This window comes from Acidovorax sp. (assembly GCF_046291265.1).
Classification (GTDB): Bacteria; Pseudomonadota; Gammaproteobacteria; order Burkholderiales; family Burkholderiaceae_C; genus Acidovorax.
The window spans coordinates 39,773-52,655 of the sequence record NZ_JBKBTV010000033.1; the positions used below are offsets into that span (position 1 = coordinate 39,773).

General features: G+C 61.7%; 11 protein-coding genes. 2 read left to right on the top strand and 9 right to left on the bottom strand.

The window, feature by feature from the left end:
- The first annotated feature begins 21 nt into the window (after nt 1–21).
- Nucleotides 22–2,601, top strand: coding sequence for a cyanophycin synthetase (gene cphA, locus ACK41V_RS13830; protein ID WP_409783177.1), 2,580 nt, complete (start codon nt 22–24; stop codon nt 2,599–2,601).
- Nucleotides 2,598–3,104, top strand: coding sequence for a CreA family protein (locus ACK41V_RS13835; protein ID WP_409783178.1), 507 nt, complete (start codon nt 2,598–2,600; stop codon nt 3,102–3,104). Before cphA ends, ACK41V_RS13835 begins: the two co-directional genes overlap by 4 nt.
- A 268-nt stretch (nt 3,105–3,372) precedes the next feature.
- Here the strand turns inward: ACK41V_RS13835 and ACK41V_RS13840 are convergent, their stop codons facing one another.
- The 9 genes from ACK41V_RS13840 to ACK41V_RS13880 all read right to left on the bottom strand — a co-directional run.
- Nucleotides 3,373–4,710, bottom strand: a complete 1,338-nt coding sequence (locus ACK41V_RS13840; protein ID WP_409783179.1) for an IS1182 family transposase — start codon at nt 4,708–4,710, stop codon at nt 3,373–3,375.
- A 231-nt stretch (nt 4,711–4,941) separates the two neighbouring features.
- Nucleotides 4,942–5,589, bottom strand: coding sequence for a DsbA family oxidoreductase (locus tag ACK41V_RS13845; protein WP_409783180.1), 648 nt, complete (start codon nt 5,587–5,589; stop codon nt 4,942–4,944).
- Between the two features lie 83 nt (nt 5,590–5,672).
- Nucleotides 5,673–6,026, bottom strand: a complete 354-nt coding sequence (locus ACK41V_RS13850; protein ID WP_409783181.1) for a DUF3325 domain-containing protein — start codon at nt 6,024–6,026, stop codon at nt 5,673–5,675.
- Complete coding sequence (locus ACK41V_RS13855) at nt 6,010–7,632, bottom strand: PepSY-associated TM helix domain-containing protein (protein ID WP_409783182.1); 1,623 nt, start codon at nt 7,630–7,632, stop codon at nt 6,010–6,012. Before ACK41V_RS13855 ends, ACK41V_RS13850 begins: the two co-directional genes overlap by 17 nt.
- A gap of 31 nt (nt 7,633–7,663) precedes the next feature.
- Nucleotides 7,664–7,948, bottom strand: coding sequence for an iron uptake protein (locus tag ACK41V_RS13860; RefSeq protein WP_409783183.1), 285 nt, complete (start codon nt 7,946–7,948; stop codon nt 7,664–7,666).
- Nucleotides 7,949–7,995: 47 nt separating this feature from the next.
- The gene (locus ACK41V_RS13865; protein WP_409783184.1) at nt 7,996–10,389 is read right to left on the bottom strand and encodes a TonB-dependent siderophore receptor; all 2,394 of its coding nucleotides are present in this window, start codon (nt 10,387–10,389) and stop codon (nt 7,996–7,998) included.
- A 107-nt stretch (nt 10,390–10,496) separates the two neighbouring features.
- On the bottom strand, nt 10,497–11,600 hold the full coding sequence (locus ACK41V_RS13870; RefSeq protein WP_409783185.1) for a FecR family protein: 1,104 nt from the start codon (nt 11,598–11,600) through the stop codon (nt 10,497–10,499).
- A gap of 97 nt (nt 11,601–11,697) precedes the next feature.
- Nucleotides 11,698–12,249, bottom strand: coding sequence for an RNA polymerase sigma factor (locus tag ACK41V_RS13875; protein ID WP_409783186.1), 552 nt, complete (start codon nt 12,247–12,249; stop codon nt 11,698–11,700).
- A 345-nt stretch (nt 12,250–12,594) separates the two neighbouring features.
- Nucleotides 12,595–12,883: AMP-binding enzyme (locus ACK41V_RS13880; protein WP_409783187.1), on the bottom strand; the 289-nt coding region annotated here is incomplete at its 5' end.

The following is a 12,883-nucleotide window of genomic DNA, read 5'->3' on the forward strand; positions in this document are numbered from 1 at the left end:
ACCACTGAAAGAGACATTTCCATGGATGTATCCCGCACCCGGGCCCTGCGTGGCCCCAACCTCTGGAGCCGCCACATGGCCATCGAGGCCGTGGTGGCCTGCGCCGAATCGGAACGCGCCATGGCGCAGATCGACGGCTTTGAAGCCAGGCTGCGCGCCCTGTTCCCCGCCATCGGCGTGCTGCACCCCGAAGGCGGCGACACCGACATCTCGCTGGCCCACGTGCTGCAAACCGCCGCACTGGCGCTGCAGGCGCAAGCGGGTTGCCCCGTGACCTTTGCGCGCACCACCGCCACCACCGACGCCGGTGTGTACCAGGTGGTGGTCGAATACAGCGAAGAGGCCGTGGGCCGCCAGGCCTTTGAAAACGCACAGCAACTCATCCAGGCCGCGCTCGGCAACGGCAGCTTCGACGCCGATGCGGTGATCGCCAACCTGCGCGAACTGGACGAAGACGAACGCCTGGGCCCCAGCACGGGCTCCATCGTCGACGCGGCCGTGGCACGGGGCATCCCGTACCGTCGCCTCACACGCGGCAGCCTGGTGCAGTTTGGCTGGGGCTCCAAACAACGCCGCATTCAGGCCGCCGAAATCGATTCGACCAGCGCCGTGGCCGAGTCCATCGGCCAGGACAAAGACCTGACCAAACGCCTGTTGCACGCGGCCGGTGTGCCCGTGCCCCTGGGCAAACCCGTTGAATCGATGGATGAAGCCTGGGAAGTCGCCCTCAAAGTGGGCTTGCCGGTGGTGGTGAAGCCCCAGGATGGCAACCAGGGCAAAGGCGTCACGGTGAACATCACCGACCGCGCGCAGCTGGAAGAAGCCTACAAAAACGCCGAAGAGCACGGCACTGTGATGGTCGAGCGCTTTTTGCCCGGCCATGACTTTCGCCTGCTGGTGGTGGGCGACCAACTGGTCGCCGCCGCCCGCCGCGAGCCGCCCCAGGTGCTGGGCGACGGCCAGCACACGGTGCGCGAGCTGGTGGATCTGGTCAACCTGGACCCGCGCCGGGGCGAGGGCCACGCCACCTCGCTCACCAAGATCCGTCTGGATGACATCGCCATTGCACGGCTGGCCATGCAGGACCTCACCGCCGACTCCGTGCCGACCAAGGGCCAGCGCGTCATCCTGCGCAACAACGCCAACCTGTCCACCGGCGGCACCGCCACCGATGTGACCGACGACGTGCACCCCGAAGTCGCCGCGCGCGCTATTGCAGCCGCGCAAATGGTGGGCCTGCACATCTGCGGCGTGGACATGGTCGCCGAGACCGTGCTGCGCCCACTCGAAGAACAAGGCGGCGGTTTTGTGGAAGTGAACGCAGCCCCCGGCCTGCGCATGCACCTGGCGCCCAGCTACGGCAAGCCCCGCAACGTGGGCCAGGCCATGGTCGACAAGCTGTATGCCCATGGCGACGACGGCCGCATCCCCACCGTGGCCGTCACCGGCACCAACGGCAAGACCACCACCGCGCGCCTCATCGCCCACCTGTTCACTGCGCAGGGCCTGCGCGTGGGCATGACCAACACCGACGGCGTGTATGTGAACGGCCGCCAGATCGACAGCGGCGACTGCAGCGGCCCCAAGAGCGCCCGCAACGTGCTGCTGCACCCCGAGGTCGATGCAGCCGTGTTCGAGACCGCGCGCGGCGGCATCCTGCGCGAAGGCCTGGGTTTTGACCGCTGCCAGGTGGCCGTGGTCACCAACATTGGCGCGGGCGACCACCTGGGGCTGAACTACATCACCACGGTAGAGGACCTGGCGGTACTGAAGCGCGTGATCGTGCAGAACGTGGCCACCACGGGCTACGGCGTGCTGAACGCCGCCGACCCCATCGTGGCCGCCATGGCGCCTGCGTGCCCGGGCAAGATCATCTTCTTTGCCAGCGACCGCCACCACCCCGTGATGGCCACGCACCGCGCGCAAGGCCACCGCACCGTGTATGTGGATGGCGACTCCATCGTGGCGTCCGAAGGCTCGTGGCGCGAAACGATTCACCTGCGCGATGTGCCCATCACGCGCAACGGCAAGATCGGTTTTCAGGTCGAGAACGTCATGGCGTCCGTCGCCGCCGTGTGGGGCGCTGGCCTGCCGTGGCAGACCATTCGCCGCGGGCTGTCGGGCTTTGTGAACGACAGCGACAACGCCCCCGGCCGCTTCAACATCATGGATTACCGTGGCGCCACGGTGATTGCCGACTATGGCCACAACCCCGACGCCATGCGCGCGCTGGTAGCGGCCGTGGACGCGCTGCCCGGCAAGCGCCGCAGCGTGGTCATCAGCGGCGCGGGCGACCGCCGCGACGAGGACATCCGCGACCAGACCGTGATCCTGGGCGGCGCTTTCGACGACGTGATCCTGTACCAGGACGCTGCCCAGCGCGGCCGCGCCGATGGCGAGGTGATGGCGCTGCTGCGCGAAGGCCTGGCGGGCGCATCGCGTACCACGCACGTTGAAGAAATCCGGGGCGAGTTCATCGCCATCGACACCGCCCTCGCTCGCCTGCAACCCGGCGACCTGTGCCTGGTGCTGGTGGACCAGGTGGAAGAAGCGCTGGCGCACCTGGCTCAGCGCTGCACCGAAGCCGGAACCACCGCATGAACATGTTCAGCACTTTGACCCGCTTGACCAGCGCTGTGCTCCTCACCGCAGCGGCCCTCACCGTGGCGGGAGCGGCCCACGCCGCCAGCGAGAAGATCGGCACCGTGGACACCGCGTTCCAATGGATCGGCCGCGACCACGACATCGTCGTGGAGGCTTATGACGACCCCGGCGTGGCGGGTGTGACCTGCTACGTCTCGCGGGCGCGCGTCGGCGGCATCAAAGGCACGCTGGGCCTGGCCGAAGACCGCGCCGAAGCCTCGATTGCCTGCCGCCAGGTCGGCCCCATCAGCTTCCCCGAGCCGCTCAAGAAGCAGGAAGAAGTGTTCAGCGAACGCATGTCCATCCTGTTCAAACGCCTGCGCATCGTGCGCATGGTCGACCCGGCGCGCAACACACTGATTTACCTCACCTACTCCGAAAAACTCATCGACGGATCACCCCAGAACAGCGTGACCGCCGTGCCGGTGGACCGGGCGATGGCGATACCGCTGCGCAAGTGAGGCTAGCGCACGCGATCACGACTGCGACTGCGACCAAGTCGTAGCAGACGATAAAAGGGGGCTGCATGCAGCCCCCTTTTATTGGTAAAAATAGCCTCTAGGAGTCTGGGCACCAGAACATTCAGATCAAGCTGCGGACGCCACCAGCGGCCTTTAGGGACGCAGGCGGTGGTGGACACGTTCACCACCGCCGATCTTTATGACGTGGTTGAAGTGAGCAAGTCACGCGCAGAAGTCGTAGTTGACACATTCCACTGCATTTCCCCCCTCAAACGGCCCTCATCGCCCCCATCCTGCGCAGGTTAAGCGCCATGCAAACCAGCCTGAACTCGGCTTTTGCCTTCTCCAAACCGCGCATGCTGAACTGGCGGAACCCCAGCACGTTCTTGATCCAGCCGTTGGGCGGCTCGGCGATCCATTTGCGCTTTCTGTAGTCCCCTTGGCTCTGCTTGGTTTGCAACTTGGCCGCCATGGCTACCGTGTGCGGGTAGCGCTTGGCGTCTTTGGGCGCAGCCCGTGTCCTGCCCTCGCGCCCCAGCGCAATCACCAGTTCGGTATCGGGGTGCGTTTGGGTCAGATTTGCCATCACCGCTTCACTTCGGTAGCCCGCATCAGCCAGAACCTGTGCTGGCTGCGCACCGGTATGGGTTTGCACCGCATCCAGCACCATGGGCAGTTGCTGCACGTCTGTGCTGCTGCTCACCACCTCGGCGGCCACGATGATGTGATGACTCTCGTCCACTGCAGTCTGGGCGTTGTAGCTGTAATCAAAGCCTCCGCCTGCGCGCTTCATGATGCGGCTGTCGGGGTCTGTGAAGCCGCTTTGGGCCTTGGGCTCTGGGATGCCGAAGTCGCGTTCGTAGGGGCGGCCTCCTTTGGGTTTGCCTTCTTTGCCCTGGGGCTTGCGCTCATCGCCCTGGCTGCGGCCTCGCTGTGTGTCGGCTTGGGCTTGGCGCTCCTGCAGACGCGCTTTGGCTGCAACAATCGCCTGCAGCCGGGCTTGCCTGCGCTCCAGCTCTGCCGGGATGTCCAGATCGGGCTCGTTCTTCTCGGCCTCATCGGTGTGGGCTGCTTTGTGCAGCAATGCAGCTATCTGGGCCTTGAGTTCGGCTTCGGTGCTTTGCATGCGGGCGTAGCTCATGGCTTTGTGGCGGCTGGCGTTGGCTTTGACCTTGGTGCCGTCCACGGCGATGGTGCCCAGCTTGACCAGACCCATCTCGCGGGCCAGACGCACGACTTGGGTGAACAGTTCGGTGAATTCCACCAGGTGCTGGGCACGGAAGTCGCGAATGGTGCGGTGGGCCGGGAAGTTGTGCGCTCCCAGCACCCGAAAGGCGATGTCTTCATGCAGCTTCCTGGCGATCTTGCGAGAGCTGAAGACGCCCGTGGCATAGGCGTAGATCAGGACCTTGACCATCATGGCCGGGTGCAGGGGCTGGTTGCGCGGGCCACCACGGGCGTAGCGCGCGTGAAAGGCGCTCAAGTCCAGGCTATCTACGGTGTCGCTGATGAAGTACGCCAGGTGGCCCTGCGGGAGCCAGTCTTGCAGGGCTGGCGGCAGCAGTTGCTGTTGCTCGGGGTGGTAAGGAACGTAGCTGGTGCTCATGCTTATGCACAGCAGGCTTCGTGCCAGCATTCATCACAGCACAGGGCTTCTGCCGCCCAGACTCCTAGCGCTTATCCATCAAGCGCTAGCAGCTATCAAATTCATAACATTTGAGTCGGCATCGGTGAACTTGAACTAACCGTTCGGGCTGAGCTTGTCGAAGCCTTGCGCAGCGCTTCGACAAGCTCAGCGTGAACGGTTCGAGTGGATTGAAGCCGGATCAATAGCCATTCAGCCCTGCGCCGCAATCTGCCGCAGCGCCTGCTCAAACACCTCCACCGGCTGGCCGCCTTGAATCAGGTGGCGCTCGTTGATGATGATGGCGGGCACCGAGTGGATGCCGTTTTGCAAATACAACTGCTCACGCTCGCGCACCTCTTCGGCAAAACGGTCCGACGCCAATAGTTCACGCGCTTCGTCCGCATGCAGCCCCATCTCACCGGCCACGCGCACCAGCACGTCGTGGTTGCTGGGGTCTTGCCCATCGGTGAAATAGGTTTTGAACAGCGCATGCTTGAGCTGCGGCTGCAGGCCCTTTTCTTCGGCCCAGTGCAGCAGCCGGTGCGCGTCGAAGGTGTTGTAGACGCGGCTGCGTTTGCCTTTGCCAAAGGTGAACCCCAAGTCCGCGCCACGCGCAGCAATGGCCTCGCGGTTGCGGTCGAGCTGCTCGGGCGTGGAGCCATACTTTTCCTGCAGATGCTCGGTGATGTCCTGGCCCTCGGGGCCCATCTGCGGGTTCAGCTCGAAAGGCTGAAAGTGCATGTCCAGGGCCACTTCGCCCTTCAGGCGGTCGGCCGCCTGCTCCAGAGCCTTGAGGCCGATGACGCACCAGGGGCAGGAAACATCGGAGACGAAATCGATCTTGAGGGTGGTGGGCATGGGGGTTCCAGCAAGAAGAAATGCTGCATGGTAAGCGTGGTGCCATGCCCGTGTCGCTGCCGGGTGTACCGGTGTGATGCATTTCAGGTTCGACCCCTAGCAGACCCCGATCTCAGAATGCGCAGAGGGCGCAGCCAATGCGGTTTCCATGCGAGCACCAAGGCAACGATTGCCGCGTCAGCAGAGATCAATACCATCCAGAGCAGGCTGCCAAACCCGGCCCCTTCGCTGGCAATGCAGACGCCAAGTTCGAGCCCGACAAGCAGGAAACCTATTGCCCGCAGCCTGCGGGTCTCGGAGTGCGTAGGAATGCCGCCGGAAAAGACGGACTCGAAGTGCCGCTCTTGGCTCAGTGACAGCAGCGCAAAACCCAGCAGGCCCACAAGCCATGCCGTACACATCAGGAATGCACTTTGCATATCAGAGCGGGCGTTCACCCGCATCCAGTGCGGTATGGAGTGGGATATTCACCGCTTTGGGCGCCGCGGCTGGCGTTCTCGTCGCACCATTGGCTGAACGCGCCACGGAGACCTGTCTGGCCTTGCGAGACAAATGCATCGCAGTCAGCGCCGCAATCGCCGACGCCACCAGCAGCAGGACATCCATGAAGCCGACGGCCCACACACCCTGCGCGAAGCTCAACAGCAAATGCTGCCCGGTAGTGACCCCGTTGAGGACAACGGCCAGCAGGCCCAGGCCCGCCACGCACCAGGTCTGTTCACGCCAAGCGGCTTGGCCGCGCATACCTGCGTGCCCCAGTGCAATCAACCAGGCCAGGCAAAAGCCCCACACTTCGAGGTCGGCGCGGCCATAGTTTGCCAAGTTCGCCCCCTCGGGCAACAGCCGATTGATGACGAAAAAAACGAAGGTGGCTGCGATGACTCCAGGAACGCTGAAAACTGCGAGTGCCTCCACCCAACGCACCCCTGCCAGTCCCTTCTTGGCATGGCGGGCACGGCGCGACTCAATCCAGAAGACGAAGCCCGTGGCAATCATGACGCAACCGGACAAGCCTGCCAGGAAGTACAGCCAGCGCAGCGTCCAATGCCGGAACTGGATCTCGTGCAACCCGGTGAGAAAGCTCAGCGCCGTCTTCACCGGCTTGATCTCGCTGCGGGCAAGCACCTTGCCGGTGGCTGCATCGAAATAGATGGTTTGCGAGTTTTGGGTCACGCGGTCAGCGATGGATCGGCGCACCTCCACATAGCCGTTGGCATCACCCTGGTGCTGCACACGCACCTGGGACACCTGCCCTCCACCCCATTCCAGGCGCGCCTGCGCCATCATCCCATCGAGCGACCCCAGCGAGCCCGCCTGCCCACTCTTGGACCGCTGGAACGTGTCGGACGCCTGGGCGTTGAAGGCCCTCCTGTCACCGTCATACGCAACCTGCCAGCCACTCGGGAAGTAAATGGCGAAAAGGATGAAGAGCCCCGACAGACCGATCAAAAAGTGGAACGGCAATGGCAGCACGCTGGTGAGGTTGTGCAGGTCCAACGAGGCGCGCTGGATCTGCTTTCGGGGCCGGAACGTAAAGAAGTCCGTGCAGATCTTCTTGTGGATCACGACGCCGGAGACGATAGCCACCAGCATTGCCATCGTCGCAAAGCCGACGATCCAGTAGCCAATATCCATGAACCGTATGTTCAACCGATAGTGAAACGGGTAGATGAAGCCGGTACCCGCATAGGTTCCTGTGGCGGGCAGCTCGGCGCCGGTCGAGGCGTTGAAGTAGCGAGAGACATTCTTGTCCGCCGCATCACGCCAGGACAGCCTGAGCATGGGAACGCGATCCGTCGGCATGGAGAAGGTCCACTGCGCCGAGCCCGCTGCCATCTGTTCGGCCATGGGACGGAAGGACGTATCAAGGGACACCGGGTCTGACGGCATTTCCAACCGGGTCACCGGGGCCATCCAGCGATCTATTTCACGGTCGAACACAGAGAGTGTGCCGGTCCAGAAGATAGCGAACAGCAGGCCCCCGATCACGATGCCGGACCATGTGTGCAGCCATGCCATTGATTTGCGAAACGTAGACTCCATTGCTGGCCTTCCGTACTCTTTTGTCTTGCTACTACCAGCGTGCCTTGACCAGAAAGGTCAGAGCCACTGCCAACACGCTGCCGCCTGCGCACAAGCCCCACACGCGCCACACGGAACCCTCGGCAAAGGCCCAGATCAGCACCACGAGGTAGACCAGAAACCCCAGCATGCTCGACAACAGAACAGCCTCGCTGCGGGCGATTCCCGTTGCCATGGGCAGCGCAGTCGCGGCAAAGGCCACCCATGCGGCACTGAATGCATAGCCCCCAAACACCGCACCGATCACCCGCAGCGATAGCACGAGTCCCGGATGCATGCGCCGTCGTTCAGCGCCCATGACCGCGTTCGGTTCCATCGCTGTGCTCAGAACCGGTACGAGGCGGTGACGGACAGGTTGCGTGGCGCGCCAGGGGACAGGACCAGGTTGTTGCTGGAGACGTAGTAAACCTTGTCGGTCACGTTTTCCAGCTTCAGAGCAATCCTCCAATTCGCAGCGCGATACCAGATGCCCGCATCCCAACGTACATAGCTGGGCACGGTATGAAAATCACGCTGACTGTTGCTGTTGACGCGGTCACCCACATAGGTTCCGCCAAAACCGCCACCCCAGCCGCGCAACGCTGCGTCTTGCAATTCGTAGCTGACCCAGAGGCGCGCTGTTTTCTCAGCAGTATTGGAGGGCCGTACGCCAATCAGAGAGGCACGGGTTTCTTTTGAAATGCGTGCATCGATCACCGACAGGTTGGCGATCACGTTCATCCCGCGCAAGGGCGAACCTGCAATGTCAAATTCGATCCCGTCACTGGTGATCTCGCCCGTCTGGATGTTGAAGCCATCGTGGTCCGGATCAGGGGCGCTGACATTTCCCTTCTTGATACTGAAGATCGCCGCGCTCGCAGACAGCTTGCCGTCAAACCAATCCGACTTGACACCCAGCTCCACCTGTTTCCCGGTCGTCGGCTTGAACAGGGAGCCGAAGAAATCCTGACCGATCACCGGGACAAAAGACTCGCTGTAGCTCCCATACATCGACAAAGCCGTCGTAGGCTGCCAAACGATGCCCGCACGTGGCGATACCGCTGAAGACTCTGCTGCTGCCGAACTGCCATTGAGGCGATTGGCGCTGGTGTTGCGAGCACGGTCGTACCGTGCGCCGATCAACGCTTTCCATTGGGGTGCCAGATCAATCAGGTCTTGAAAATACAGCGCGTTCGCGGTTATGGCGCTGTCGCTCAACGAGGTCTGCCTCAAGCCCTGGCGCGACAGCCGTCCGTAGACGGGGTTAAAAATATCAAGGTCATTCGACGCAACGCCAGCATTGGCAGACCAGTTGTTGTCGGTGCTCTCGATGCGGTCCGATTCAGCACCGAACAGCACCTGATGGCGCATCGAGAACAAACGCAGATCGCCGACCAACTCGGCTTGAGCCGTCAAAGTGTCCCGGTCCGTGTTCTGTTCCGCAAAGTTTCGACCAATTTTTCCGGTAACCGGGTCCACGTTTGACACGAACAGATTGCTCACGCTCCTGCTGTTCAGGTTGTCCTTGATCAACTTAGTCGTCTGGGTTGTGTAGCGCAATGCGTGTTTGAACTTCCAGGTGGAGTCCAGCCGATGATTGATCGTGTAGCCGAACAGCCGGTCCGATGTATCGCGATAGTGTTCTGGCTCACTGAGCAAACGTGACAGCGGGATGGGTGCGGGAGCACCGCGATAAAAGGGGATGCCCATGTCGTCTCCGTTGGAGCGGCGGTCTTCCAACGATTCGAGCTCAAACGACATGTCGGTATCTCGCGTGAGCCGCCAGCCGACTGCGCCGGAAACAAACTTCCTGTTTGAAAACGAATAGTCCCGATAGTTGCCGCCATGCTCCAAGGCAGCGTTGAGCCGTACGCCCACCGCACCACCCTCGGACACGGTTGAAAGGTCCACACTCGGGCGCACCAGGCCATAGTTGTCTACCCGCATTGCTGCTTCATAACGCTTCACATAGAGCGGGCGTTTGGTGACGTAGTTGAGCGTTCCGCCTGGTTCGATACGGCCATAGAGAACGGAAGCAGGTCCTTTGAGGACCTCAATCTGCTCAATGTTGGCCATATCGCGCATGGAGCGGCGCCGGTCCGGCATGCCATCGCGAAGAAACTCGCTGGTGGAGAAGCCACGAAAAATGAGATTGTCCCCAGACCTGGTGGATGGAGCGCCAATGTTGATGCCGCTTGCATTCAGAACGACGTCTTCGGTCCGAATCGCACTCTGATCGTCGATCACCGCACGGGGCAGAACCTGGATCGAGACGGGAAGATCACGCAGTGGCGCAGAGATTTTGGTGGCACCGCTTGCCTCCTCCTCGCGATAGCTAGGTTCTGCCGCGCTGCTGGATATGCGCACTTCGCCCAGCGTGTTGGTGGCTGGCTCTGCCACCACCTGCCCGGCTTTGACAATGACCGCGCTGCCCTCGATGCTGCCAGCCAGTCCGCTGCCTGCCAGTAATCTTTCCAAGGCGTGCATCGGGGCCAGGTAACCTGCGACGGCGGGTGCCGTCTTACCGACAACCAGACTCTGCTGAACGATCAACTGGATGCGCGTCTGCCGCGCCCAATCGTTGAGCGCTTCCGCCAAAGGCTGTGCACTGATGCTGATCTGAACGGGAGCGCTGCCGACCCCTTCCGTACCTGTGCCCTGCGCGTAAACGGCTTGAGCCCCCAACAGTAGGGCAATAGCGAAGGCAACGGGTGCCGGCCGAAGATTCTGGCGACGCATGAAAATTCTCCAAAGTAGTCAATGCAAATGCTTCCTACTTAGGTAGACGTTCCATTCATCGGAAATACGGTAGCCCTGCAGCTTATTTTTTTGAACCCAGACCAGGCTCACCGAACCAGCACCACCTCTGTAACACCGCCCACTTGCTGGAGCCGCACAGGAAGTGCGCCAGGCAATACGCGCTGCAGCGTCTGGGCGTCCCTCGGATCAAATGTTCCGGTCAGGCGCAAAGCGCCTACCGCAGGATCCCTCACCCTCAATCCGGTACTGCCGTAGCGCTCCAGCTCGGCAAGCGCTTGCACCAACGGGGTGTTGACGAAGCTGATACGGTTTTTGCGCCAGGGAGCGATACCTTCATTGGGCACCGGCATCACAGGTGCCAATGCGCCCTGGGCATCCGCAAACACCTGTTGGCCTGCGGTGAGGTAAACGGCCCCCTCGGGGGCCCCATGAACAGCACCTGCCGGGGCGCGATCATCCAGCGGCGCGACACGTACTCTCCCTTCCTCCACCGACACACGCACACCCGAACCCTCTGGCAAGCTGGGGGTGTAGCGCACCGAAAATCGCGTACCGACCACCGCAACATCCACCGGACCCGCCAGTACGTGAAACGGGCGTTTGGCATCAGCCTGAACACCAAACACCGCCTGGCCTTCCAGAAGTTTTACTTCGCGGCGCTGACGGTAGTAAGCCACCTCCAAACGTGTGGCAGTGTCCAATTTCAGGCGGCTGCCATCTGGCAGCAAAACTTCGGTTTGCTCTCCACGAGGGGTGCTGTAGGCTTGTACAAAATCGGGGCGCGCCTGCCATAGATTCCAGGCCACAACCCCAGAACCGGCGGTCACGACGGCGAAGGATGCGGCAGCAAACAAGGGAACTATGAAACGACGAAGAGGACTGCCAACGATGTTGGACCGCCGCCGTGGCAGCGATTGAACGTCCGCATTCACAGCTTGCTGGTCTTTGTCTCTTTGTAGATTGCGGCGCAGCAATGACACCGTTTCCGCGGGCATCAAATCAAGCGCTTTCCAGTTGGACTCCCAGTCCGCATAGGTCTCCCGATGGGCGGTATCTGCTGCCAGCCAATCCTGAAACGCGGCCTCCTCAGCCCCGCCCCATTCACCCCGATGCCGGCGAATAAACCAGTCGAGCACATCCCTACGCAGGCCTGACGCATCTTCCGGCGATGGGGGTACGGGAAAGATCATGGGCAAAAGACTTTCTCTCTTCTCTTCTTATGTAGACGTACGACCCGTCAAGAATCCGGTACTGGGCATGGAAATTCATCCCCCCCCAACCAATCTGTCAGTGACCCGTGCGCACCTTTCGATTGCGTTTTGAATCGGCAATGGCTTTTCCTTCGGCCTCGTCAAGGCAACCCCAGCAGGCCTGCATTGCGATCTGCAGCTGCATTTCCACCGTGCGCGTAGAAATGCCCATCCGTTCAGCAATCTCTGCGTACGCAAGACCATCGAATTTGTAAAGAATGAAGGCCTCGCGGCAGCGTGGTGGCAACTTTTCGATGGTAGCAATCATGCCTGCCATGCCTTCGCGCGAGGAGAGGATGGCATCGGGCTCCATCGACCTTGGACCCGCCAAGCTGTCTAGCCCGCCTTCCCGATCGTCCATCGCGGTTTCACCTGCCTGAGCGCGCACCTCTGAACTACGGTGCTGGTCAATCACAAGATTGCGGGCAATGCGGTACAGCAGCGCGCGTGGATCACGCACTGCTTGCCCCGCCTGCTGCGCAGCCAACACGCGTGCGTAGCTCTCCTGCGTCAAGTCAGCCGCAGTATGGCGGTCACCCACGGAGCGAGATAGGAAGTTCAGCAATTCGCTGTAGTAGCGCTCTAGCACGAGTGGGACAGGGTTACATGAGTAGATGAATTCCCTTGGCGCAGTGGCGCCTGGTTGATGCAGTTGCGACCGTGGATGCATCAACAATAGGAATGACTCTCATTATCACCTATGTCCATGGCTAGGTTCCAAGGCGTCAATGCCGATGTCTTCGGGTTTTAGCGTCACCCTGAGAGGAACTGGACAAACGCTTACCGGCGCGCCAACCCCGCGTCTGGTCAGCTTCAACACGCTTGCTAGCCTTTGGCGGACTTTGAAGCGGCACTGGCTCAAGACGGCTCCTGGTCCGCTGCTGCAAGACCCACAGAGTAATCATGGCGTGCGTGCCTAGCACCGAAAGCGCACCTACCCCCGCAACTCCGTCTTCAACACCTTCCCATAACTGTTCTTCGGCAGCGCCCCCACCCACCGGTATTCTTTGGGCCGTTTGAACCGCGCGATGTGCTCCAGGCACAACGCATCCAGGGCTGCATCCTCCACCACCCCGCCCTCGCCCGCGACGAGGAACGCAATCACCACCTCACCCCACTCCGCATCCCGCTGCCCCACCACGGCCACCTCGCCCACCTGCGGGTGTTGCAGCAGCACCTCCTCCACCTCGCGCGGATAAATATTGGAGCCACCCGAGATGATC

What these genes read in the sequence shown, in the direction of transcription:
- cphA (WP_409783177.1), top strand. Translation starts at nt 22, where the DNA reads ATGGATGTATCCCGCACCCGGGCCCTGCGTGGCCCCAACCTCTGGAGC.
- ACK41V_RS13835 (WP_409783178.1), top strand. Translation starts at nt 2,598, where the DNA reads ATGAACATGTTCAGCACTTTGACCCGCTTGACCAGCGCTGTGCTCCTC.
- ACK41V_RS13840 (WP_409783179.1), bottom strand. Translation starts at nt 4,710, where the DNA reads ATGAGCACCAGCTACGTTCCTTACCACCCCGAGCAACAGCAACTGCTG.
- ACK41V_RS13845 (WP_409783180.1), bottom strand. Translation starts at nt 5,589, where the DNA reads ATGCCCACCACCCTCAAGATCGATTTCGTCTCCGATGTTTCCTGCCCC.
- ACK41V_RS13855 (WP_409783182.1), bottom strand. Translation starts at nt 7,632, where the DNA reads ATGGAGTCTACGTTTCGCAAATCAATGGCATGGCTGCACACATGGTCC.
- ACK41V_RS13860 (WP_409783183.1), bottom strand. Translation starts at nt 7,948, where the DNA reads ATGCATCCGGGACTCGTGCTATCGCTGCGGGTGATCGGTGCGGTGTTT.
- ACK41V_RS13865 (WP_409783184.1), bottom strand. Translation starts at nt 10,389, where the DNA reads ATGCGTCGCCAGAATCTTCGGCCGGCACCCGTTGCCTTCGCTATTGCC.
- ACK41V_RS13870 (WP_409783185.1), bottom strand. Translation starts at nt 11,600, where the DNA reads ATGATCTTTCCCGTACCCCCATCGCCGGAAGATGCGTCAGGCCTGCGT.